Raw genomic sequence first — 22,425 nt, forward strand, 5'->3', positions numbered from 1 at the left:
CGATTAAACCCCTTTTCCAGCGATGAGGCCCTGCGGGCGGAATTTGATGAAGACAATGGCGAGAACGAAGACCAGGACGTCGGCGACGACGGGCGCCATGATCCATGGCAGCGCGGCGCTGAGCGTGCCGATGACGCCGGCACCCGCGACCGGCCCGATGAAGGAGCCGACGCCGCCGACCATGACCGCGACAAAACCCTGGATCAGGAAGCGGAGGCCGAGATCGGCATAGAGGCTGAACACCGGGACGATCAGCGCGCCGGCCAGCCCGGCAAGCGCGGAGCCGAATGCGAAGGTGGCGCCGTACATCAGCGGCGTGGAAATGCCCGAGGCCCGCGCCAGCGAGGGATTTTCCAGCGTGGCGCGCATGCGCAGGCCGAAGCTGGTGCGCGACAGCAGCAGGTAGCAGCCCGCCATCACCAGCAGCGTGATGACGATGATGGTGAAGCGCCAGGCCGAGATGTGCATGGCGCCGATGTCGATCGAGCCGCCGATCGGCTCGGGCACGGTGAGGTAGAAGCCGCCGATCAGCCCGCGCACGGCTTCGCGGATGATCAGGCCGAGCGCATAGGTGCCGAGCATGGCGACGATCGGCGCGGCGTAGAAGCGGCGGATGATCAGCGCCTCCAGCGCGAAGCCGAGCGCGCCGACCACGAAGGGCGCCGCGACCATGCCGGCCCAGATCGGCATGCCCTTGGCGTAGGCGAGATAGGTGATGTAGGCGCCGAGCAGGACGAACTCGCCCTGCGCGAAGTTGAAGATGCCCATCATGCTGGCGATGATCCCGAGCCCCAGCACGATAAGGACGATGATCGCGCCGAAGCTCAGGATCTCGAACGCTGCGACGAACGCGTTAGCCATGCGTGGCGTTTCCGGCGACCTGCATCGATGCTCCGCTCACATCTTCTTCCAGTCGCCGATCTGCTCGAAGGCGTGGGCGGCGCGATAGATGGTGGATTCCTCGAACATGCGGCCGACCAGCATCAGGCCGACCGGCAGACCGTCGACCATGCCGCAGGGCAGCGACATCGCGGGATGATGGGTGATGTCGAACGGCGCGGTGTTGGAGATCATCTCCAGCGCGCGGGCGACGTATTCCTCGCGGCTGGCGTTGGGCTCCGGCAGCTTGGTGGCCTTCATCGGCGTGGTCGGCATCAAGAGCAGATCGTAGTCCTTGAAGGCCTTGTCGTAGGCGGCGGTCAGCCGGCGCGAGATGTTGAGCGCCTTGCCGTAGAAGCGCGGACCGAAATTGTTGTTGATGTAGGTGCCGAGCAGCATGAACAGCTTCGTGGTCTCCGACAGCGAATCCGCCTGCCGGCGCCAGCCGCGATGGAAATCCATCAACGAGGTCGAATAGAGATCGCCGCGGGACAGGCCGTAGCCGTCGCCGAACATCATGGTCTGGGTCAGGCCTTCGGTCCCGATCGGGGTCCAGATCGCGCCACCCAACAGGTGCATCGGGATCGAGACGGTCTCGACGGTGGCGCCGAGATCCTTGAAACGCTTTGCGGCCTCGCGCACGCTTTCATTGACGGCAGCTTCTGCGACTGGCTGCTCAAAGCCCTCCTTGACGATGCCGATCTTCATGCCCTTGACGCCCTGGCCGAGCGCCTTGGTGTATTCCTCGACCTTGGGCGCCTTGATGCGCGGATCGTAGCCGTCGTCGCCGGCGAGCACTTCGAGCAGCAGCGCGTTGTCGGCGACGGTCGCCGTCATCGGGCCGGTATGGTCGACATAGATCTCGATCGGCATGATGCCGGTGTAAGGGACGAGGCCCCAGGTCGGCTTCATGCCGTAGGTGCCGCAGAACGAGGACGGCATCCGGATCGAGCCGCCCTGATCGCCGCCGATCGCCATGTCGACCTCGCCGAGCGCGACCACGACGCCCGAGCCCGAGGACGAGCCGCCGGCGGAGTAGCCCATCTTGTGCGGATTGTGCACCGCTCCGTAGGAGTTGGTGTGGCTGCCCCCGGACAGGCAGAAGTGCTCGCAATGCACCTTGCCCTTGATCTCCGCGCCGGCATCCAGCATGCGCGTGACGATGGTGGCGTCGAAATCGGGCACGAAGCCTTCCAGCGTCGAGGAGCCGTTGGTCATGGGCACGCCGGCCAGCATGATGTTGTCCTTCAGCGCGACGGTCTTGCCCTTGAGCTTGCCGCTGGCGGCGCCTTTCACGGTCGACTTGCGATACCAGGCATTGCGCGGGTTCTCTTCGGCCGAGGGGCGATAGCCCGGGGTGCGCGGATATTTCACCTCCGGCAACTCGTCCGGCATCGTGGCAACCAGATTGTAGGCTTCGATCGAACCCTGCATCAGGCCGCGAAACGAGGCGACGTCGTCATCGGTGAGCGAAAGGCCGCACTGCTCGGCGACACTGCGGAGCTGGGCTGGCGTGGGAAGGGCAACTGTCACGGCGCTCTCCTTAAAGGCTTCTTGATCCCTGGCACTGACGGAAGCCGCTCGCCCGCACCTTGCAGGGCGCGGGCCAACCGGCTTCACTCCGTTACTAGAGACGGAAATATTTTCCTTTTCAAGTATTATTTCGCAAGACCGCTGCGGCACGTCGGCAGGGGCCGCTCAGAGCGTCTTGAGGATCCTGAAGTCGAGACCGTCGGCCTCGGCGAGATACATCGGCATCTCGGCGCGGCCGTCGCGCAGCGTCACGGGACCACGGCCGGCCGTATAGACGGTGTTGCGCGCGGCCTTGAGCAGCGGACGAAAGGCCAGCGAACCTGCGCGATGGGCCACCGACTCCAGGAAGCGCAACCCCTCATAGTTCGACTGGCCAACGGAGCCGACCGGCGGCGCGTTGGCCCCGAACATGGCCTGGTAACCGCTGAGGAACTCGTCGTTGGCGTGCGAGGCCATGCAGTTGAAATAGCCGGACGCACAGAACAGATTCTCGGTGTTGTCGGCGCCGATGCCGAGCAGCACGGTCTCGTCCATCGCGCCGGCGAGCCGCAGCGTCGACGTCGCGAGGCCCGCCTCCGCGAAGGCGCGATTGAAGGTGATGCTGTCGGTGCCGATCAACGAGATCAGCACCACGTCGGGCCTTGCCGCACGGATGCGCGCCAGATGCGGCTCGTGATTGTCCTCGCCGACCGGCACGAACTCCTCGCCGACCACTTGGCCGCCCGCCTCCTTGATGTAGCGCTTCACCGCGCGATGCGACTGCCAGGGCCAGACGTAGTCGCTGCCGATCAGGTACCAGCGCGCAGCCTTCTTGACGTCGGCGAGCCAGTGGATGGAGGGCCGGCTCTGCCAGCGCGGCGTCTCGCCGATCGCCATCACGCCCGGCGTGCGCTCGCCGCCTTCGTAGACCGGGGTGTAGATGTAAGGGATGCGGTTGCCGGTGACCTGGCGCAGCGCAACGCGAACGGCGCTGATGTGCGAGCCCATGATCAGGTCGACCTCGTCGAAGGCGATCGCCTGCTCGGCGCGGCGCACCACCTCCTCGATCGGACCGCCGGAATCGTAGATCGACAGCTCGAGCTCGCGGCCCAGAATGCCGCCGCGCTTGTTGATCTCGGCGACCGCCAGCATCGCGCTGTTGGTGGAGGTCGGCCCCCAGATCCCGGGCGAGCCGGTAAAGGTGAGAAAATTGCCGATGCGCAGCTTGTTGCGCGCGCCGCGGCGCCTCATGACGTGGGCGTCATATGGCGACAGGTCGAGATCCGCCGCCGAAGACGACAAATTCCTGAACAGCAAGAACGGCGGCAACGCCGAGCCGCCGTGAGCCGGGAAGTTCACCGTCGCGCGCACGCCAACTCCTGTCTGAGACCAGACCTGAAAGCACATTCTTCGAGCGGCCGCGGCTTCCGCCCCTTTGTTGGGCAATGATCCTATTTTGAAAATATTGAATATTCAAGAATTGAAGTGCATATAGATGCAGCATCGATTGCAAGACATTCACTCATTTGGGTCAAGGCGAAGTCTCAGCCGTGGCAAAACCGCCGAAACAAAACTCCCCGATCACCGAACACCTCGCCTATCTGCTCGCGCAAGCCAACCGGGAAATCAACCGGCAGCTCGAACTGCGGTTGAGCAAGGAGGGGGTTCCCGTCGAGCAATGGCGCATTTTGAAGGTGCTGTCGGACGGCAACGGCCATTCGATGGGCGAGCTCGCAGAGGCCGTGCTGCTCAACCATCCGACGCTGACCAAGATGATCGACCGCATGGTCTCGGACACGCTGGTCTATCGCGTCCAGGATCCGAACGACCGCCGCAAGGTGCTGATGTTCATCTCCGACCGCGGCAAGGTGCTGTGCAGGAGGCTCAACTCGCTCGCGGTCGACCAGGAGGAGCACATCCTGGAGAGCTACGGCGACAAGTCGACCAGCGAGCTCAAGCGGCTGCTCGAGAGCCTGATCGACAGCTCCAATTAGGCTCGCCCTCGAGGCCAGGCTGAGATGAGCAGGCGCCGCATTTGCATCATCGCCAGCACGAGAGGCGATAGCGTTGGCCGTTCCATGTCGTCCAGCCAGCGGCCTTGTTGCTGACCGGTTTGGCCAGATACCATCTATTGCCATCGGCATGGTTGAAATATAGGCCGCCCTTCGTTCCGCTGCGTGGATTTGTCAACTTCACCCATCGCGAGCCATTGTCAGAGAAGCTACCTGCCCAGCGCGCTCCCGAGCTGCTGGTGCAAGTGTCGCCGTCGCAGCTTGTCTGACTGTCGTCCACGGCGGCCCACCTCATCCGGGCCGGCCGGCCGTCGATGTTGCAGGACCATGTTCCGCCCCACCATCCGGCGACCTGGCTCGCAGGGGCAGAACCGAAGCCGTAAAAGCTGAATGCAAGAAAACAAAAGGCAGTTGGCAGCGCACGTTTAGACATTGTCCGGGCTCCATTTTGTCGGGCCGCGTGATGCGTCTCAATCAGAACACGGATCGGGCTTTGCTGCGGTGATCCATTTCACAAAGAGCAACGGCAAAGATTGGGTGGTTTACCCGGCGGGTTCTCCGAGACACGATCCCGCGCTTTGCCCGAACGCCTGTCAGCTGCGCGCGATGCTGGGCTTCAAGCCTTGCTCAACCGCGCATTCGACGATGGCCGTACCGAGCGTTCATGTCGCACCGAAGTGTCTTGTCGTTGGAATGTCGCTTCGGCATTCCTCGGCAGCTTGTCAGCGAGCTACGGCGACACAAGTCGAAAAGCGAGCTCAAGCCGCTGCGGGAGAGTTCGATCGACAGCTCCAATTGAATCTTCGGTGAGAGCTGCGCGTGTGTTGCGGAACTTGACGGCGCCGAGACTCGGGAACAAAAAGCAGAACTTGACGTTGTTCTCGGCTCATACGGCCGTGGAGAGCGCGTCCGCCGAGCGCTCCGGATTGTTCAACCCAGCACGACGTAGCAGATGCCCCCTTCCGTGTTGATTGTCGAAGACGAGATTTTCGTCGCCAGCGACATCGCTCGCATTCTGGAAGACGCAGGCTATCGCGTCGCGGGGATCGCGACGGACCGCAAGGAGGCCTTGGAGGCGGGTCCGCAGGCGCAAATTGCGCTGGTAGATGTCAACCTACGGGACGGCTCGACCGGACCGCAGATCGCGCTGGACCTTGCGCGGAACTATGGCACCAAGATCGTATACGTCACGGCAAATCCTGCGCAGATCATGCCGAGGGCGGGCACTGCAATCGGCTTCATCCGCAAGCCTTTTAGTGATGAGGCGATCCTGACGGCGGTCCAGCACGCAGCGGGCGTGCCGGAAGCGCTGCGCTCTCCGGACGTCACGTTCTTTGCGGCTGCGGGCGGCTCATCGACGTCTTTGGAATCCTAGCCACGGCCCGGAGCCCTTCCGGTCTCCAATCGTAGGCGATCTTCCCACCGAGCTGACTGGACATGCTCAAGGCGATCAGCCTGGAGCCAAAGCCCTCAGCCGCCGGCGCCGACCCGATTTGCGGACCGCCAATTTCCGTCCACGCAACGACGACATCATCATCGGCCTCGCTGACGTCAACGGAGACGCGCCCGGCTAGCGTCGAGAATGCGCCGTACTTGGCGGCGTTGGTTGCAAGTTCGTGGAAGGACAGAGCGAGCGGAGTGGCGGAGCGATCGTCGATAGTGACATCATCGCCCGTGATGAGCACCCGCTTGGCCTCCGACTGATAGGCCGACAAGAGTTGCTCCAGAAGACCCTTGAGCGTTGCCTGGGTCGAAGTCGGCCGCGAGCGGGCGCTGTGCGGACGCACGAAATCATGCGCCTTGGCGAGCGACATGATGCGCGACCGCAATTCGTCCGCAAGTCCCTTGAGCTCCGGATGCGTACGGGTCGAGAGGCCGATCAAACCATTGATCACCGAGAAGATGTTCTTGATGCGATGGCTCAGCTCCTGGCTGATCATCTCGCGCTGATCCATCAGCAACTTCTGCTCGTGGATGTCGGTACAGGTTCCGAACCAACGGGTGATGTTGCCGTCGGTATCCCGCATCGGCAATGCGCGTCCGAGGGTCCAGCGATAATTGCCCTCGGCATTCCTCAAACGGTATTCGATTTCGTAGGGCTCCCCGGTCTGCAACGCATGCCGCCACCGCTCCCAAGCTCTGTCTTGGTCCTCGGGATGAAACATGCCGTTCCAGCCTTCGCCGTCGGTCGAGCCCTCCGGGACGCCCGTAAATTCATACCATCGGGCATTGTAGTAATCGTGATGCCCGTTCGGCAGCGTCGACCACACCATCTGGGGCATGGCGTCGGCCAATACACGAAACTTCCGCTCGGTTTCAGAAAGCGCCTGCTTCGCAACCGCCTCGCTGGCCTGCTGCCTCTTCGTGGTCTTGCGATGACCCATCGCACCCACAACCTGGCCGGCCATGACACGCAAGCCCTGCTCCTGCAACGGGGTCAGACCAAGTCTTGGCACGCGATCGATGACGCAGAGCGAGCCGAGCGGAAAGCCGTCATCCGTCAGCAGCGGCGCACCGGCGTAAAAGCGGATGAAAGGATCGCCCCTGACCAAGGGATTGTCCGCGAACCTCGGGTCCACGGCAGCATCGGGCACGACCATCAGATCCGATCCCAGCATGGCGTGCGCGCAGAAAGAAGATTCCCGCGACGTCTCGGATACGTGAAGGCCGTGCTTGGCCACGAAGCGCTGCATCGTGTCCCCGACCACACTGATCAGACAGATCGGCGCCTCGCACAGCGCCGCAATGAAGCGGGTCAACTCACCGAAGCTCGCTTCATCGGCAAGACCTTCGAGGTCGAGCGCCTCAATCATCTCGTTTCTGGATGGCGGAAAATCGTCTAAGGAACTCATGAACGGCCTTAACCCCGGCTCCAGCGCAGCCATCGTCGAGCAATACAGCTCGTCGTGTGGCCGCCTCCCCACGTTAAGCCGTCCCGACTTGCATTCTGATCGTCACACGGTCAGGCACCGGCGGACAACATTGTCCCGCCTTGAGGGCGAGAGCACACCCACAAGGTGATGACATCATAACAACAAATGTTAATCGGAGTTCCGGCCGTACCCAGAGCACCGACCGGGCCACGATTGAAACGCCAAGGCGAGCCGGCCGACTGTCCCCGGCTACGCATACCGTCCGTGGCAGTGCTTGTACTTCTTCCCCGAGCCGCACGGGCAATCCTCGTTGCGGCCGACCTTGCCCCAGCTGGCGGGGTTCTTGGGATCGCGCAGCGCGGCGTCGGAGGCCTGGGCGCCGAGCGTGACGCTCGCAAGCGCCATCTCGTCCTCGCCGGTGTTGGGATCGAACTTGTGCGCCTCCATCGGCGGCAGGGCGGGGGCTTCCTGCTCCGGCGGGACGATCTCGACGCGCATCAGCTGCGCCGTGACTGCCTCGCGCAGATGGGCGCTCATCTCCTGGAAGAGATTGAAGGCCTCGGTCTTGTACTCCTGCAAGGGATCGCGCTGGCCGTAACCGCGCAGGCCGATGACCTGGCGCAGATGATCGAGCATGATCAGATGCTCGCGCCAGAGATGGTCGAGGGTCTGGAGCAAAATGGTCTTCTCGACGTAACGCATCACGTCGGGGCCCCATTGCGCGACCTTGGCCGCCATGTGCTCGTCGGCCCTGGTCTCGATGCGGGAGAGCAGCTCCTCGTCGGCGATGCCCTCTTCCTTGGCCCATTCGTCGACCGGCAGGTCGAGATCGAGCACGCGCTTCAATTCGTCCTTCAGGCCTGCGACGTCCCACTGTTCGGCATAGGCATGCTCGGGCACGTGCTTGGCGACGAGGTCGTCGATGAAGGCGTGGCGCATATCGGCGACGGTTTCGGCGACGCTCTCGTCCTTCATCAGTTCGACGCGCTGGTCGAAGATCACCTTGCGCTGATCGTTCTGGACGTTGTCGAACTTGAGCAGGTTCTTGCGGATGTCGAAGTTGCGCGCTTCGACCTTCTGCTGCGCCTTCTCCAGGGCCTTGTTGATCCAGGGATGGATAATGGCCTCGCCCTCTTGCAGGCCGAGACGCTGCAACATGCTGTCGAGACGGTCCGAGCCGAAGATGCGCATCAGGTCGTCTTCCAGCGACAGGAAGAACTTCGAGCGGCCGGGGTCGCCCTGACGGCCGGAGCGGCCGCGCAGCTGGTTGTCGATGCGGCGGGATTCGTGACGCTCGGAGCCGATGATGTAGAGGCCGCCCGGCTTCTTCACGGTCTTGGCGGGCTTGGACCCCTTCGCCGGCTCGATCTCGACGGTCTCCTCGGCCTTCAGCACGATATTGCGGAAGGTTTCGATATCGGCCTTGATCTGCTCGATCTTCCTGGCCTTCTCCGCTTCGTCGGTGATCCCGGCGGTCTCCTGCTGGATGCGCATTTCCAGGGAGCCGCCGAGCTTGATGTCGGTACCGCGGCCGGCCATGTTGGTGGCGATCGTAATCGCGCCGGGCACGCCGGCTTCGGCGACGATATAGGCCTCCTGCTCGTGGAAGCGCGCGTTCAACACCGCGAACAGCTTCGCCGGCTTGCCGGCGCGGGCCGCCGCATAGAGCTTGTCGAGGGCGTGCTCCTTGCCGAAGTCGATCTGCTTGTAGCCGTTTTTCCTGAGGAATTCGGCGAGCACTTCCGACTTCTCGATCGAGGCCGTGCCGACCAGCACCGGCTGCAGCCGCGAATTGGCGCGCTCGATCTCGGCGAGGATCGCCTGGTATTTTTCCTGCTGGGTGCGGTAGACCTCGTCATCCTCGTCGAGACGGGCAACCGACAGATTGGTCGGGATCTCCACGACCTCGAGCTTGTAGATGTCGAACAGCTCGTCCGCTTCGGTTGCGGCCGTGCCGGTCATGCCGGCGAGCTTCTCGTACATGCGGAAATAGTTCTGGAAGGTGATCGAGGCCAGCGTCTGGTTCTCGGGCTGGACCTGGACGTGCTCCTTGGCCTCCAGCGCCTGGTGCAGGCCTTCCGAATAGCGGCGGCCCGGCATCATGCGTCCGGTGAACTCGTCGATGATGACGACCTCGTCGTCGCGGACGATGTAGTCCTTGTCGCGGGTGAACAGCGTGTGGGCGCGCAGCGCCTGGTTGATGTGGTGCACGACGGAGACGTTCTCGACGTCGTAGAGCGACTCGCCCTTGAGCTGGCCGGCATCGCGCAGCAGCGTCTCGATCTTCTCCATGCCGCCTTCGGTGAGGGTCACCGTGCGCTGCTTCTCGTCGACGTCGTAGTCGGACTTGTCGAGCTTGGGCAGGAAGCTGTCGATGGTGTTGTAGAAGTCGGAGCGGTCGTCGAGCGGGCCGGAAATGATCAGCGGCGTGCGCGCCTCGTCGATCAGGATGGAATCGACCTCGTCGACGATGGCGAAGAAGTGCGGGCGCTGGACCATGTCCTCGAGCCGGTACTTCATGTTGTCGCGGAGATAGTCGAAGCCGTATTCGTTGTTGGTGCCGTAGGTGATGTCGCAGGCATAAGCCGCCTTGCGCTCGGCATCGTCGAGACCGTGCACGATCACGCCGGTGGTCATGCCGAGGAAGCCGTAGATCTGGCCCATCCAGCCGGAGTCGCGGCGGGCGAGATAGTCGTTGACGGTGACGACGTGGACGCCCTTGCCGGCGAGCGCGTTGAGGTAGACCGCGAGGGTGGCGACCAGCGTCTTGCCTTCGCCGGTCTTCATCTCGGCGATGTCGCCCTCATGCAGCACCATGCCGCCGATCAGCTGGACGTCGAAATGGCGCTGGCCGAGGGTGCGCTTGGCGGCCTCGCGCACCGTGGCGAAGGCGGGCACCAGGAGGTCGTCGAGCGTCTTGCCCTCGGCAAGCTGCTTCTTGAACTCGGCGGTGCGGGCCTTGAGCGCCTCGTCGGAAAGTTTGGAAACCTCAGGTTCCAGCGCGTTGATCGCGTTGACGCGGGACTGATATCCCTTCACCCGCCGGTCGTTGGCGGAGCCGAAAAACTTGCGGGCGAGCGCGCCGATCATGCCTAATTCCTGTGTTCGCGATTTAACCGCGTTGGGCCCGAGAAAGTTGTCACCCGCCTGCCTATCAACTCACCGTGACGCCTGATGGCACCGTCGGCCCGGACTGCGGGGTCGTCCGCCATATGGGTGGGAATTGGGCAAGCCTGGGTTCAACGGCCAAAAACGCAGCAAAATAAACGCCATCGCCATGGTCGCGACCGGGCAGAGATATGGCCCGGTCGGGGCCTTGTCAACGGCGGGCGCATTGCGGCTAATTCATCATTTTGACAGACTTTTCGCGTTGCCAAGCCCCCCTGAATTGGGCGAGTGTCCGCCCCGCTCGAGCAGCCCCCCTGCTTCAACATAAGGATTTTCCATGACCAGCTCGTTCCCGGTAACCACCGGCCAGCGTTTCCGCCTTGCGACAGCCCTGGCTGGCAGCCTTGCCCTGGCGCTGTCGCTGGCGTTCGCGGGCCCGCTCCGGGCCGCCGACGATCCGGTGCTGGCAAAGGTCAATGGCGCGGAAATCAGGAAGAGCGACGTCGCCATGGCCGAGGAGGAGCTCGGGCCGAGCCTCGCCCAGATGGACCCCGCGACCAAGGACGAGAACGTCCTGTCGTTCCTGATCGACATGAAGATCGTCAGCAAGGCTGCCGAGGACAAGAAGGTCGCCGACAGCGAGGAGTTCAAGAAGCGCCTGGCATTCGCCCGCAACCGGCTTTTGATGGACAGCCTGCTCGCCAATGAGGGCAAGGCCGCCACCACCCCCGACGCCATGAAGAAGGTCTACGAGGAGGCCTCCAAGCAGATCACCGGCGAGCAGGAGGTGCGCGCCCGCCACATTCTGGTCGAGACCGAGGACGAGGCCAAGGCGGTCAAGGCCGAGCTCGACAAGGGCGCCGATTTCGCCGAGCTGGCCAAGAAGAAGTCCAAGGATCCGGGCTCGGCCGATGGCGGCGACCTCGGCTTCTTCACCAAGGAGCAGATGGTGCCGGAATTCTCCACCGTCGCCTTCGCGCTGGAGCCGGGCAAGGTCTCCGACCCCGTCAAGTCGCAGTTCGGCTGGCACATCATCAAGGTCGAGGAAAAGCGCAACCGCAAGGCGCCGGACTTCGAGCAGGTCAAGGCGCAGATCGAGCAATATGTGACCCGCAAGGCCCAGGCCGAGTATGTCGCCAAGCTCCGCACCGAAGCCAAGGTCGAGCGGCTGGACCAGCCGGCGGCGGGCGCCAAGTCGGACGCCAAACCGGCCGACCCGGCCAAGCCGTCCGACAGCAAGATGGCGCCGCCCGCGAAGAAGTAAGAATTCGCTGTCACTTCGCGGACGCCGAGAGTATCTAAGCATCGCAATGGCCGGGGATCCCCCGGCCATCTGCATGTCCAGACCCCACCAAGGCGCCCCGCGATGTCCTCCTCCGTTTCCCCGCTCGCCCCGAAGACCGTCCCCGATATGCCCGTGATCGCTGGCGTCCGCCTGGCGACCGCCGAGGCCGGCATCCGTTACAAGAACCGCACCGATGTGCTGCTGGCGGTGATGGACAAGGGCACCGCGGTCGCCGGCGTCTTCACCAAATCGAAATGCCCCTCCGCGCCGGTGGAATGGTGCCGCGCCAAGCTGAAGGGCGGCGGATCTTCTAAAAAAGGATTGGCGCGCGCGCTCGTGGTCAATTCCGGCAATGCCAATGCCTTCACCGGAAAGACCGGCCGCGCCTCCACCGCGCTCACCGCCAGGATCGCGGCCAAGGCGGTCGGCTGCAGCGAGGGCGAGATCTTCCTGGCCTCGACCGGCGTGATCGGCGAGCCGCTGGATGCGACCAAGTTCGACGGCGTGCTCGGCCGGCTGGCCGAGACCGCGGAGCCCGGCGACTATCTCGCCGCGGCCAAGGCGATCATGACCACCGACACTTTCCCGAAAGTCGCGACCGCGACCGTCAAGCTCGGCAAAGCCAAGGTCACCATCAACGGCATGGCCAAGGGCGCCGGCATGATCGCCCCCGACATGGCGACGATGCTGTCCTTCATCTTCACCGACGCGCCGATCGCGCCGGCGGCGTTGCAGGCGCTGCTCAAGGCCGGCGTCGAAAACACCTTCAACGCGGTGACGATCGACGGCGACACTTCGACCTCGGACACGCTGCTGGCCTTCGCCACCGGCGCTGCCGCCGCGCACGGCGCACCAAAGATCAGCCGCGCCAGCGATCCGCGCCTGAAAGCCTTCGTCAAGGCCTTCAACCAAGTGCTCGCCAACCTCGCCGAGCAGGTCGCCCGCGACGGCGAAGGCGCGCGCAAGCTGGTCGAGATCATTGTCGAGGGCGCCAAGACCAAGGCCTCGGCGCGCAGGATCGCGATGTCGATCGCCAACTCGCCGCTGGTGAAGACCGCGATCGCGGGCGAGGACGCCAATTGGGGCCGCGTGGTGATGGCGGTCGGCAAGGCCGGCGAGCCGGCCGACCGCGACAAGCTCTCGATCTCGTTCAACGGCATCCGCGTCGCCAAGAACGGCGCGCGCGATCCGTCTTATGACGAAGCGCAGGTGTCGGAGGCGATGAAGGTGCCGGAGATCACGATTCTGGTCTCGCTCGGCCTCGGCAAGGGCCGCGACCGCGTGCTGACTTGCGACCTCACCAAGGAGTATGTGGCGATCAACGGGGACTACAGGTCGTAGGCTCCGCGGCTGACCCGCAAAACTGCATCACCCGGAGATCCGGGCATCCGCGACCGCTTTCTTGAACAGCGCGTTCATCGCGTCCGAGATGCCCTGGGTCGGGCTCACCTCGAAAAACAGCCCTGGCGAAGCGCAGCTCTGCATGTTCTGCGCGATCTCGCTGTTCGGCGACGGGCCATAGGGGCCGGCATTGAACGGATCGATCCACTTCATGTACCAGCCGTTGGTGGGCAGCGCGAGATAGGTCGTGTAGAGCACGGCCACCTTGACGCCCCGGTCCTTCATCGTCTTGCAGAGCGAGGCGTTGATCGGCGATTGGCACCGCGACGAGCCCGAAAGCGGCTTCAGGCAGCCCGTATTGCTTTCGTCGGCGACACCGTCGGAGACGAAAAAAAGATACTTCAGGGGCGCGTTGGATTTGCCGCTTCCGGGATTGGGAATTTCCTTGTCGATCGCGGGCAGGATGGTGCTGAACGGGGTGTCCTGATCCTTGGTATAGGTGTCGTTGTTACCGTAGACGCCCATCAGGTCGATGTTGCCGGCCGCCGTCTTCGCGCTCGACAGATTCGAGGACAACGGGAACAGCGCACGCAAGCCGATCGTCTTGGATGCCGCGCCGAAATCGTAGATCGCCATGCGGAACTGGTTCGGATAGGTCTGGCTCGCGGCAGCCGTGTCCATCAGCGATTGCGTCGCGCTGCGCAGCACGTCGATTCGCGTGGTCACGCCAATGCTCTTGGCCAGATTGTAGTAATTGTTGGAATCATTGTAGTCGTGGCAGGCGAAGGCACACTGGTCGTCGGGCTTGAAGCTGCTGCCGGTGGTCGCGTTGACCAGCTTGGTCACATCGGCCGGCGTCGCCGCCACGCCCATCGACGGCGAATTGTCCAGCAAGAGGTAGAAATCGACATAGAGCGGCATGCTCGCCGTCGCCGTCGACGAACCGGTGACGCTCAACGCGGACTTGCCGATCACGCCGAGGAACATGGTGTTGATGGTGCCTTTGAACGTGACGGACGAGGTGACCGTCGAGCCGTTCTTGACCACTTTCGGCGTCACGCTATCGAGCGTATAGCCGGTCAGATTGGCGACGTTGGCATTGAAGATGTTCCTCGCGTCGGTGACGCCCGCCGGGATCGCACCGTCCGAGTTCATCGTGCCCGCCGCCTTGAAGGCCGGCGATGCCTTGGCGACCGCACCGACGCTGGCCGCGTCGGCGGCGGCTTGAAGCTTGGCCTGCATCTGCGTGGCGCGGGAATAATCGACCGCGCAGCCAACCGCCGTGATCAGGGGGACGCAGGCGAGTGCGAAGATCACCGCGATATTGCCGCGCCGATCGCGTCGGAATCGGCGGAGAGTGGTGCGAAGCACAGCGCGCATGAATTGGGCCTGGAATGGTTTAAATATGTTCCCACTCTAGGAACCCTTGATTAAATATGACTTATGGGAGCCAGACACGTGGCCCTCTCAACGGGATTAACGAATCCTTGCGAACGACCTCAGCGAGCGACATTCCGGCATGGCCGATCTCAAACTGACATTGGTGGTGGCCTGCGCACTCGTGGACGCCGACAAGCGCGTCCTGATCGCGCAACGCCCTGCGGGCAAGGCGCTGGCCGGCCTCTGGGAATTTCCCGGCGGCAAGTGTGAGCCGGGCGAGCGGCCGGAGCAGAGCCTGATCCGCGAGCTCTCCGAGGAGCTCGGCATCGTCGTCGCCGAGCCGTGCCTCGCGCCGCTGACCTTCGCGAGCTACGCCTATGAGAGCTTCCACCTGCTGATGCCGCTCTACATCTGCCGGCGCTGGGAAGGGATGGTGACGGCGCGCGAGGGCCAGGCCCTGGCCTGGGTCCGCGCCAACAAACTGCGCGATTATCCGATGCCGCCTGCGGACATTCCGCTGATCCCGCATCTGATTGACTTGCTGATGTGACGCGCGGCGTGCCCTGGACGCAGCGCAGCGCTTCTTCAGCGATGCGCTGCGTCCGGGGCCCAGAGATGCCGCAGAGCTGGGTCCCGGCTCTGCGCGGCAGCGTAAGAACGCTGCAGCGCGTCCGGGACACGCGTCACTCTTTCCCCGCCTTCTTCACCGCCTCCGCGAGACTCGCCTTCGCCGATCCCGGCTTCAGCGGCTGCTGCTGGCTCGCATGCGGGGCCCAGCCGGACAGCCAGATGATGTCGAACGTCGCCCGGATGCGGCCGTCGGCATCGGCAAACCGCTCGGCGTAGATTTCGGCCATCCGCAGCAGCGTCGCGCGCCGCGACGGCGAGCGCCGCCGCTCGATCAGCACGTTGGCCGCGCCCATGCGGCGGAGATCCTGCATCAGGGCGAACGCATTGGCGTAACGCACCACGACGCGATCGACGTCGGTGACCGGCAGTGCAAAGCCCGCGCGCTGCAGCAGCGCGCCGATGTCGCGCAGATCGGCGAACGGCGCCACGCGCGGCGACACGCCGCCCTCGCATTCGGCCTCGGCGGCGGCAAACGCCTGCCGCAACTCGGTGAGGCTGTCGCCGCCGATCATGGCGGCGAGCAGCAGCCCGTCCGGCTTCAGCGCGCGGCGGACCTGCGCGAGCACGCCCGGCAGGTCGTTGACGAATTGCAGCGCCAGTGCCGAGACGACGAGGTCGAGGCTTTCCGGAGCGATCGGCAGCTTCTCCGCGCCGGCGGCGTCGAGCGCGATGTGCCGGAGCGAGGGCAGGCGCGCGTGCAAATCCGCAAGCCCCTCGCCGGGCGTCCAGAGATCGGCTGGCGCGTGAAATTCCCGCATCACCGCAGCCAGCCGGTCCGACATGTCCTCGGCCACGCGATCGAGCAGGAAGCTCACGGCCCCCTGCGCCTGCGCACGCCGCTGCCGCGCATGCAGCAGCGCGCGATCGAACAAAGCGGGCGGGATCTGAGGGGTCGGAGCCATGCCGCTGGTTACGCCGATCGTGCTGGACATTGCAATCTCCTCTCTCGTGTCCCGGACGCGCTGCAGCGTGCAGCGCTGCTGCGCAGAGCCGGGACCCATGGATCTGTGCGCGCGGCTCGCTGGGCCCCGGCTCTGCAGCGCATCGCCGGAGGCGCTGCGCTGCGTCCGGGGCACGAGACCATGACTTGAGCAATCCGGGGGGCAACGCTAGCCTCCCCGCATGGACACCGACGCCGCCCCCACCCGTTCCATCTCCGCACCGTTGCGTGCCGCGTGGACGGCCGGCCGCCATGTGCTGTCGCGGGCAGCTCGGCTCGCGCTCGACATCGCGCTGCCGACGCTGTGCGTGTCCTGCCGCGAGCCGGTCGACGGCGAGGGCGTTTGCGCCTCGTGCTGGGCGCGGCTGTCGTTCATTGAACGGCCCTATTGCCCGCGGCTCGGCATCCCCTTCGTCTACGACCCCGGCCCCGACATGCTGTCGATGGAGGCGATCGCGAGCCCGCCGGCCTACCAGCGCGCCCGCGCGGCGGTGCGCTATGACGACGTCGCGCGCACGCTGGTGCATGCGCTGAAGTATCAGGACCGCACCGATCTGGCGCCCGCCATGGGTCGCTGGATGGCGCGGGCGGGTGGCGAACTGCTGGCCGGCGCGGACATGCTGGTGCCGGTGCCCCTGCACTGGCGGCGGGCCTGGCGCCGCCGCTACAACCAGTCCGGGGCGCTGGCGCGCATCATCGCGCGGCAGAGCGGGGTGAAGGTGCAGGGCGAGGTGCTGCGCCGGGTGCGCGCGACCGAGCAGCAGATCGGCCTGTCGCGGGCCCAGCGCGCCACCAATGTGCAGGGCGCATTCCAGGTATCTTCCGACCGTCAGGCTGAAGTCCAGGGCCGCCGCATTGTCCTGATCGACGATGTCCTGACCTCGGGCGCAACGCTGGATGCCTGCGCGCGGGCCCTGCTGCGAGCCAAGGCCGCCCAGGTCGACGTGCTGGTCTTCGCCCGGGTTGTGGAGCTCAGGTAAACTCCCATATAATTCAATGAATTCATGACATGAGAGCGCCAGACGAGATGAACGCTGCTGTCGAGATCTACACCAGGCCGGGCTGCGGCTATTGTTCCGCCGCCAAGTCGCTGCTGACCCGCAAGAAGGCGGCCTTCACCGAGTTCGACGTCGCCAAGAACCCCTCCTGGCGGGCCGAGATGTACGACCGCGCCGGCCAGGGCTCGACCTTTCCGCAGATCTGGATCGGCGGCACCCATGTCGGCGGCTGCGACGACCTCTATGCGCTCGACCGCGAAGGCAAGCTCGACGGCATGCTCGAAGGCGTGAAGGCCAGCTCATGAGCGAGAACCGCACGTTCACCGCCGCGATGGTGCAGATGCGCACCGGCCTGATGCCGGGGCCGAGCCTCGAACAGGCCACCAGGCTGATCCGGCAGGCGGCAGCCAACGGCGCCGACTACGTGCAGACGCCCGAGGTCAGCAACATGATGCAGCTGAACCGCAAGGCGCTGTTCGAGCAGCTGCAGAGTGAGGAGGACGACACCTCGCTGAAGGCCTACCGGGCGCTCGCCAAGGAGCTGAAGATCCATCTCCATGTCGGCTCGCTGGCGCTGCGCTTTTCGCCGGAGAAGGCGGTCAACCGCTCCTTCCTGATCGGGCCCGAGGGCAATGTGCTCGCGAGCTACGACAAGATCCACATGTTCGACATCGAGCTGCCGGACGGCGAGAGCTACCGCGAATCCGCCAATTACCAGCCGGGCGAGACCGCGGTGATCTCCGACCTGCCCTGGGGCCGGGTGGGCCTCACGATCTGCTACGACGTGCGCTTCCCCGCGCTTTATCGCGCGCTGGCCGAGAGCGGCGCGTATTTCATCACCGTGCCCTCGGCCTTCACCCGCAAGACCGGCGAAGCGCATTGGCATGTCTTGCTGCGTGCGCGCGCGATCGAGACCGGCTGCTTCGTCTTCGCGGCGGCCCAGGCGGGCCTGCACGAGAACAAGCGCGAGACCTATGGCCATTCGCTGATCATCGATCCCTGGGGCGAGATCCTCGCCGAGGGCGACGTCGAGCCCGGCATCATCATGGCCGAGATCGATCCGGCCAAGGTCGAGACCGCGCGCCGCGCGATTCCCTCGCTCCAGCATGGCCGCCGTTTCGGCGTGTCCGACCCCAAGGCGGGGCCGGACCATCTGCACCTCGTACGGGGATCGGCATGATCCGCTACGCGCTCCGCTGCGACCGGGACCATGACTTCGAGAGCTGGTTCCAGAGTTCGTCGGCCTATGACCAGCAGGTCAAGCGCAAGCTCGTGACCTGCCCGATCTGCGGCTCGGCCAAGGTCGAGAAGGCGATCATGGCCCCGCGCATCGTCGGCAAGAAGGGCCGCGGGCGTGCGACGCCGCCGCCGGAAGCAATTGCTGCGGCCGCGCCCGAAGCCGCGCCGTCAGGTCCGACCTCGCTGCTGATGGCGCAGGAGAAAGAGCTGCGCGCCAAGCTGAAGGAGCTGCGCGATCACATCGTCAAGAATGCCGACAATGTCGGCGAGCGCTTCGCCAACGAAGCCCGCGCGATGCATTACGGCGACAAGGAGCACCGCCCGATCTACGGCGAGGCCTCGCCGGAGGAGGCGAAATCGCTGATCGACGAGGGCATCGAGGTCTCGCCGCTGCCGGCGCTGCCGGAAGACCGGAACTAGGCTCCCACCAGCACCGCCACGCCGATCACGATCAGCGCGATGCCAAACATTTCGCGCGGCGCGATCGCCTGCTTGAACGAATAATACGCCACGGCTTGCGCGAACAGCACCTCGATCAGAGCGAGCGTGCGGACATTGGCGGCGGCCGTCAGCGCGAACGCCAGGAACCAGAATTGCGAGGCGAAGGCGCCCGTGAAGCCCGCCAGCATCGAGGGCCGCCATAAGTTGAGGATTCCCCGCAGCACGTCCGGCGCGCGCCAGAGCAGATAGATCGTCAGGATCAGCGTCTGCACGAACAGGCCGAGCACCAGCGTGACCGACGCCGCGGTCACGAAGGAGACATCGGGCACGTTGATGATGGCGCCGCGAAACCCGACCGCGGAGAGCGCGAAGGCCGCAGCGGCGACAAGGCCGGTGATGGTCGGCTTCAATTCCGCAAAGCCCTTCTCGCCGCCTGGCCGCAGCGCCGTGATGACGACACCGATCGTCGCGATCACGATCGCCAGCACCTTCAGCCAGGTCAGGTGATCGCCGAGAAAGACGAAGCCGAACATCGCGGTCTGGATCGCCTCGGTCTTGAGGTAGGCCGTCGTCACCACGAAGGAGCGGTCGTTCATCGCGAGCAGCATCAGGCCGGTGGCGACGATCTGGCTGAGCGCCCCCAGCAGCAGCCACGGCCAGAATACAGTCGGCGGCATGCCGAGACGGTCGCCGGTCGCAACCAGAACCACGCCCAGAAACAGCACCGAGAACGGAAAGCCGAACAGGAAGCGGATATTGGTCGCGCCCCAGGTCCCCAGCGGCTTGGTCAGCGACCGCTGCATCGCATTGCGGGCGACTTGGCCCAGCGCCGCGACGATGGTGAAGGGAATCCAGAGGCTGGCGACGGTGAGCATGGGTGTGGGGCTAATGCAGGGACGGTTCTGCCAACCTGCAAGCTGTCGCCCATGCGGTCAACCGCGGCGACGTCATGGGAGCGATGCTCACGCCACAAGCGGCGCGCAGCTCACTCACACCATCGCTTCCGCCACCACCATGTAGTTGACGTCCATGTCCGACGAGAGCGACCATTTGTCGGCGAAGGGTGAGTAGACCACGCCGGTCTGCTCGGTGATGACGAGACGGTTGTCGAGCAGATATTTCGTCAGCTCGTCCGGGGTGACGAACTTGTTCCATTCGTGGGTGCCGCGCGGCAGCCAGCGCAGGACGTATTCGGCGCCGACGATGGCGAGTGCGAAGCTCTTCCAGTTGCGGTTCAGCGTCGAGACCACCATGAGGCCGTTCGGCTTCAGCATTGCCGCGCAGCGCTTCAGGAAGACGCCGACATCGACGACGTGCTCGACCACTTCCATCGCCAGCACGATGTCGAAGCGCTCGCGCGGGTCGATCTCCTCGACCGTGGTGCAGCGGTAGTCGATGGCAAGATGGCCCTTGTCGGCATGCAGCTTCGCCGCGGCGATGTTGCTCTGGGAGGGATCGACGCCGATGACCTGCGCACCGAGGCGCGACAGCGGCTCGCACAACAGGCCGGCGCCGCAACCGATGTCGAGCACGCGCAGGCCGGCGAGGCAATTGAGGCTGCGCACATTGCGTTCGAACTTGCGGCAGGCGGCATCGCGGATATAGCCGAGCCGCAGCGGGTTGATCCGGTGCAGCGGCGCCATCTTGCCATTGGGGTCCCACCACTCCGCCGAGAGCTTTGAGAATTTGGCGATCTCGGCGGCGTCGACGGTCGAGCCCGGCTGGGCGGAGACGGAAATATTTTGCTGCATGCTCATGGTTGCGCGCGGTCCTACCGCGTGGTGATCGAACTACGGAAGGCGAGCGGCGAAGCGATGGTCCTGATCGTCTCGATGCCCTCGCCGACGCCGCGAATCGTCACGTCGCCGTAGTTGAGAATACGTCCAAGGATGGTCTGGTCGACGTCGACGCTCTCGACCTTGTCCAGCGCCATTTCGAAGGTGCGGCGCTTGATGAAGCCGGTCTTGTGCACGACCCGGAGATTGGTGACGTCGGTCTCGGTGGTGAAGCGGTGGAACCAGCCCTTCACGGTCCAGTACAGCGCGGCCAGCGCCACCAGGCCGGACGCGACGAGACAGAGCAGGATGAGCCCCTCGACAATGGTTTGCCGAGACAACACGAACAGCGCCAGGGCCACGATCCAGGCCAGGATGGCCGGAAGATAGAAGATCCAGTGCGCATTGGTCGAATACAGCACCCGCTCGCCCGGCTGCAGGATCTCGTCGATATAGCGCGCCATGACCTCGATTAACCCATTGCCCGGATTGGCCGGAGCAGGAACCCGCTTGCCCCCGGCCCCGCCCCTCTGTATACGCGCGGTCGGTGTCCGCCAGGCCCGTCCAGTGCGGGCCACCATACTGATCCTTATGAAGGAATGCACGCGTCGTCATGAGCCGCCTCGTGATGAAATTCGGCGGCACATCCGTCGCCAACATCGAACGTATCCGCAACGTCGCACGCCATGTGAAGCGTGAGGTCGACGCCGGCCACGAGGTGGCCGTGGTCGTCTCGGCGATGTCCGGCAAGACCAACGAGCTGGTGGCCTGGTGCACCGAGGCCTCGCCGATGCACGATGCGCGCGAATACGACGCCGTCGTCGCCTCGGGCGAGCAGGTCACCTCGGGCCTCCTTGCCATCGTGCTTCAGGGCATGGGCATCCAGGCCCGTTCCTGGCAGGGCTGGCAGATCCCGATCAAGACCAGCGACGCCCATGCCTCGGCCCGGATCGAGGACATCGACGGCAGCGAGATCATCAAGCGCTTTAGGGAGCGCAAGGAGGTCGCGGTCATCGCCGGCTTCCAGGGCATCGAGCCCAAGACGGGTCGCATCACCACGCTCGGCCGCGGCGGCTCGGACACCTCGGCCGTGGCGGTCGCCGCCGCCGTCAAGGCCGACCGCTGCGACATCTACACCGACGTCGACGGCGTCTACACCACCGACCCGCGAATCGTGCCGAAGGCCAAGAGGCTCGACAAGATCGCGTTCGAAGACATGCTGGAACTGGCCTCCCAGGGCGCCAAGGTGCTCCAGGTCCGCTCGGTGGAACTCGGCATGGTCCACAACATGCCGATCTTCGTCCGCTCGAGCTTCGACAAGCCCGAGGATATCGACCCGCATGCCAACCAGCCGCCCGGCACGCTGATCTGCAGCGAGGAGGAGATCATGGAAAGCCACGTCGTCACCGGTATCGCCTTCTCCAAGGACGAGGCCCAGATCTCGGTGCGCCAGATCGAGGACAAGCCGGGCGTTGCGGCCTCGATCTTCGGCCCGCTGGCGGATGCCAACATCAACGTCGACATGATCGTGCAGAACGTCTCCGAGGACGGCAAGACCACCGACCTCACCTTCACGGTGCCGGCGGCAGATTATACCCGCGCCAAGGACACGATTACCGCCGCCAAGGGCAAGATCGGTTATGCGCGGCTCGATACCGCCACCGACGTCGCCAAGATCTCGGTGATCGGCAGCGGCATGCGCAGCCACGCCGGGGTCGCCGCCCAGGCGTTCTCGGCCCTCGCAGGGCGGAATATCAACATCCGGGCCATTACAACCTCCGAGATCAAGTTCTCGGTGTTGATCGACGCCGCCTATACCGAGCTGGCGGTGCGCACGCTGCACACGCTCTACGGTCTCGACCAAGCCTAGACGAATTTTCTCTTAGCGGTCGCAGCAAACGCGCAGGTGTCCACACTTTCGCGTTTGGCAGGCGTTTTGCTTGGCAAAACAAGCCCCAATTCGCTATACGGCGAACAGGGTGGGCTGCCGGAAACTGTGCCCCAGTTCAGGC

The 22,425-nt window shown here is 64.7% G+C and carries 21 protein-coding genes; 10 read left to right on the plus strand and 11 right to left on the minus strand.

Annotation, left to right across the window (positions count from 1 at the left end):
* Positions 1–3 precede the first annotated feature (3 nt).
* The 3 genes from K410_RS0134180 to K410_RS0134190 form a co-directional block, all read right to left on the minus strand.
* Positions 4–861, minus strand: coding sequence for a branched-chain amino acid ABC transporter permease (locus tag K410_RS0134180; protein WP_028139037.1), 858 nt, complete (start codon positions 859–861; stop codon positions 4–6).
* Between the two features lie 36 nt (positions 862–897).
* The gene (locus K410_RS0134185; protein ID WP_028139038.1) at positions 898–2,412 is read right to left on the minus strand and encodes an amidase; all 1,515 of its coding nucleotides are present in this window, start codon (positions 2,410–2,412) and stop codon (positions 898–900) included.
* Between the two features lie 165 nt (positions 2,413–2,577).
* Entirely contained in the window at positions 2,578–3,762 is a 1,185-nt protein-coding gene (locus K410_RS0134190) for a substrate-binding domain-containing protein (RefSeq protein WP_028139039.1), read from the minus strand.
* A 179-nt stretch (positions 3,763–3,941) separates the two neighbouring features.
* Here K410_RS0134190 and K410_RS0134195 point away from each other — a divergent pair, with 179 nt between their 5' ends.
* A complete protein-coding gene (locus K410_RS0134195) occupies positions 3,942–4,385 on the plus strand; it encodes a MarR family winged helix-turn-helix transcriptional regulator (RefSeq protein WP_028139040.1) in 444 nt (147 codons plus the stop codon).
* A 46-nt stretch (positions 4,386–4,431) separates the two neighbouring features.
* Here K410_RS0134195 and K410_RS41585 read toward each other — a convergent pair whose 3' ends face one another.
* On the minus strand, positions 4,432–4,836 hold the full coding sequence (locus K410_RS41585) for a DUF6006 family protein (RefSeq protein WP_433994214.1): 405 nt from the start codon (positions 4,834–4,836) through the stop codon (positions 4,432–4,434).
* Positions 4,837–5,355: 519 nt separating this feature from the next.
* Here K410_RS41585 and K410_RS0134200 point away from each other — a divergent pair.
* A complete protein-coding gene (locus tag K410_RS0134200) occupies positions 5,356–5,778 on the plus strand; it encodes a response regulator (RefSeq protein WP_028139041.1) in 423 nt (140 codons plus the stop codon).
* On the opposite strand, the gene K410_RS37670 is transcribed toward K410_RS0134200, so the two are convergent.
* Positions 5,729–7,216, minus strand: a complete 1,488-nt coding sequence (locus tag K410_RS37670; protein WP_210164247.1) for a sensor histidine kinase — start codon at positions 7,214–7,216, stop codon at positions 5,729–5,731. The two genes, K410_RS0134200 and K410_RS37670, sit on opposite strands and share 50 nt — an antisense overlap.
* Before the next feature lie 309 nt (positions 7,217–7,525).
* Complete coding sequence (gene secA / locus K410_RS0134210; protein ID WP_028139042.1) at positions 7,526–10,366, minus strand: preprotein translocase subunit SecA; 2,841 nt, start codon at positions 10,364–10,366, stop codon at positions 7,526–7,528.
* Between the two features lie 355 nt (positions 10,367–10,721).
* Between secA and K410_RS0134215 the strand changes: the two genes are divergently transcribed.
* Positions 10,722–11,648, plus strand: coding sequence for a peptidylprolyl isomerase (locus K410_RS0134215; protein WP_028139043.1), 927 nt, complete (start codon positions 10,722–10,724; stop codon positions 11,646–11,648).
* Positions 11,649–11,750: 102 nt separating this feature from the next.
* Complete coding sequence (gene argJ, locus K410_RS0134220; protein ID WP_028139044.1) at positions 11,751–13,010, plus strand: bifunctional glutamate N-acetyltransferase/amino-acid acetyltransferase ArgJ; 1,260 nt, start codon at positions 11,751–11,753, stop codon at positions 13,008–13,010.
* 27 nt (positions 13,011–13,037) lie between these two features.
* Here argJ and K410_RS0134225 read toward each other — a convergent pair whose 3' ends face one another.
* Positions 13,038–14,390 (minus strand): TadE/TadG family type IV pilus assembly protein, encoded by a 1,353-nt coding sequence (locus K410_RS0134225; RefSeq protein WP_028139045.1) that lies wholly within the window; start codon positions 14,388–14,390, stop codon positions 13,038–13,040.
* Positions 14,391–14,529: 139 nt separating this feature from the next.
* Between K410_RS0134225 and K410_RS0134230 the strand changes: the two genes are divergently transcribed.
* Entirely contained in the window at positions 14,530–14,940 is a 411-nt protein-coding gene (locus K410_RS0134230) for a (deoxy)nucleoside triphosphate pyrophosphohydrolase (protein WP_028139046.1), read from the plus strand.
* A 133-nt stretch (positions 14,941–15,073) separates the two neighbouring features.
* On the opposite strand, the gene K410_RS0134235 is transcribed toward K410_RS0134230, so the two are convergent.
* Positions 15,074–15,952 (minus strand): methyltransferase domain-containing protein, encoded by an 879-nt coding sequence (locus K410_RS0134235; protein WP_196236090.1) that lies wholly within the window; start codon positions 15,950–15,952, stop codon positions 15,074–15,076.
* Positions 15,953–16,142: 190 nt separating this feature from the next.
* Here K410_RS0134235 and K410_RS0134240 point away from each other — a divergent pair, with 190 nt between their 5' ends.
* The 4 genes from K410_RS0134240 to K410_RS0134255 are packed head-to-tail and all read left to right on the plus strand — an operon-like array spanning position 16,143 to position 18,617.
* Positions 16,143–16,940, plus strand: coding sequence for a ComF family protein (locus K410_RS0134240; RefSeq protein WP_028139048.1), 798 nt, complete (start codon positions 16,143–16,145; stop codon positions 16,938–16,940).
* A gap of 47 nt (positions 16,941–16,987) precedes the next feature.
* Positions 16,988–17,263, plus strand: coding sequence for a glutaredoxin 3 (grxC, locus tag K410_RS0134245; protein ID WP_028139049.1), 276 nt, complete (start codon positions 16,988–16,990; stop codon positions 17,261–17,263).
* The gene (locus tag K410_RS0134250) at positions 17,260–18,138 is read left to right on the plus strand and encodes a carbon-nitrogen hydrolase family protein (protein ID WP_028139050.1); all 879 of its coding nucleotides are present in this window, start codon (positions 17,260–17,262) and stop codon (positions 18,136–18,138) included. Before grxC ends, K410_RS0134250 begins: the two co-directional genes overlap by 4 nt.
* On the plus strand, positions 18,135–18,617 hold the full coding sequence (locus K410_RS0134255) for a DUF1178 family protein (protein WP_028139051.1): 483 nt from the start codon (positions 18,135–18,137) through the stop codon (positions 18,615–18,617). Before K410_RS0134250 ends, K410_RS0134255 begins: the two co-directional genes overlap by 4 nt.
* Here the strand turns inward: K410_RS0134255 and K410_RS0134260 are convergent.
* The 3 genes from K410_RS0134260 to K410_RS0134270 all read right to left on the minus strand — a co-directional run bounded on the left by K410_RS0134260 (position 18,614) and on the right by K410_RS0134270 (position 20,877).
* Positions 18,614–19,513 carry an EamA family transporter gene (locus tag K410_RS0134260; protein ID WP_028139052.1) on the minus strand — a complete coding sequence of 300 codons (900 nt, stop codon included), beginning with the start codon at positions 19,511–19,513 and terminating at the stop codon, positions 18,614–18,616. The two genes, K410_RS0134255 and K410_RS0134260, sit on opposite strands and share 4 nt — an antisense overlap.
* Before the next feature lie 114 nt (positions 19,514–19,627).
* Positions 19,628–20,395, minus strand: coding sequence for a bifunctional 2-polyprenyl-6-hydroxyphenol methylase/3-demethylubiquinol 3-O-methyltransferase UbiG (gene ubiG / locus K410_RS0134265; protein ID WP_028139053.1), 768 nt, complete (start codon positions 20,393–20,395; stop codon positions 19,628–19,630).
* Between the two features lie 14 nt (positions 20,396–20,409).
* Positions 20,410–20,877 (minus strand): PH domain-containing protein, encoded by a 468-nt coding sequence (locus K410_RS0134270; protein ID WP_028139054.1) that lies wholly within the window; start codon positions 20,875–20,877, stop codon positions 20,410–20,412.
* A 149-nt stretch (positions 20,878–21,026) separates the two neighbouring features.
* On the opposite strand from K410_RS0134270, the gene K410_RS0134275 reads away from it, so the two are divergent.
* Positions 21,027–22,283, plus strand: coding sequence for an aspartate kinase (locus tag K410_RS0134275; RefSeq protein WP_028139055.1), 1,257 nt, complete (start codon positions 21,027–21,029; stop codon positions 22,281–22,283).
* Positions 22,284–22,425 lie beyond the last annotated feature (142 nt).

Source organism: Bradyrhizobium sp. 22 (genome assembly GCF_000482425.1).
In the GTDB taxonomy this organism is placed as follows: Bacteria; Pseudomonadota; Alphaproteobacteria; order Rhizobiales; family Xanthobacteraceae; genus Bradyrhizobium; species Bradyrhizobium japonicum_B.

Bases quoted from the DNA above. Each gene is read 5' to 3' on its own strand.
- ubiG (WP_028139053.1), bottom strand. From the start codon at position 20,395: ATGAGCATGCAGCAAAATATTTCCGTCTCCGCCCAGCCGGGCTCGACC.
- K410_RS41585 (WP_433994214.1), bottom strand. From the start codon at position 4,836: ATGTCTAAACGTGCGCTGCCAACTGCCTTTTGTTTTCTTGCATTCAGC.
- K410_RS0134250 (WP_028139050.1), top strand. From the start codon at position 17,260: ATGAGCGAGAACCGCACGTTCACCGCCGCGATGGTGCAGATGCGCACC.
- K410_RS0134230 (WP_028139046.1), top strand. From the start codon at position 14,530: ATGGCCGATCTCAAACTGACATTGGTGGTGGCCTGCGCACTCGTGGAC.
- K410_RS0134235 (WP_196236090.1), bottom strand. From the start codon at position 15,952: ATGTCCAGCACGATCGGCGTAACCAGCGGCATGGCTCCGACCCCTCAG.
- K410_RS0134255 (WP_028139051.1), top strand. From the start codon at position 18,135: ATGATCCGCTACGCGCTCCGCTGCGACCGGGACCATGACTTCGAGAGC.
- K410_RS0134200 (WP_028139041.1), top strand. From the start codon at position 5,356: ATGCCCCCTTCCGTGTTGATTGTCGAAGACGAGATTTTCGTCGCCAGC.
- K410_RS0134260 (WP_028139052.1), bottom strand. From the start codon at position 19,513: ATGCTCACCGTCGCCAGCCTCTGGATTCCCTTCACCATCGTCGCGGCG.
- secA (WP_028139042.1), bottom strand. From the start codon at position 10,366: ATGATCGGCGCGCTCGCCCGCAAGTTTTTCGGCTCCGCCAACGACCGG.
- K410_RS0134180 (WP_028139037.1), bottom strand. From the start codon at position 861: ATGGCTAACGCGTTCGTCGCAGCGTTCGAGATCCTGAGCTTCGGCGCG.
- grxC (WP_028139049.1), top strand. From the start codon at position 16,988: ATGAACGCTGCTGTCGAGATCTACACCAGGCCGGGCTGCGGCTATTGT.
- K410_RS0134275 (WP_028139055.1), top strand. From the start codon at position 21,027: ATGAGCCGCCTCGTGATGAAATTCGGCGGCACATCCGTCGCCAACATC.
- argJ (WP_028139044.1), top strand. From the start codon at position 11,751: ATGTCCTCCTCCGTTTCCCCGCTCGCCCCGAAGACCGTCCCCGATATG.
- K410_RS0134270 (WP_028139054.1), bottom strand. From the start codon at position 20,877: ATGGCGCGCTATATCGACGAGATCCTGCAGCCGGGCGAGCGGGTGCTG.
- K410_RS0134240 (WP_028139048.1), top strand. From the start codon at position 16,143: ATGGACACCGACGCCGCCCCCACCCGTTCCATCTCCGCACCGTTGCGT.
- K410_RS0134215 (WP_028139043.1), top strand. From the start codon at position 10,722: ATGACCAGCTCGTTCCCGGTAACCACCGGCCAGCGTTTCCGCCTTGCG.
- K410_RS0134225 (WP_028139045.1), bottom strand. From the start codon at position 14,390: ATGCGCGCTGTGCTTCGCACCACTCTCCGCCGATTCCGACGCGATCGG.
- K410_RS37670 (WP_210164247.1), bottom strand. From the start codon at position 7,216: ATGATTGAGGCGCTCGACCTCGAAGGTCTTGCCGATGAAGCGAGCTTC.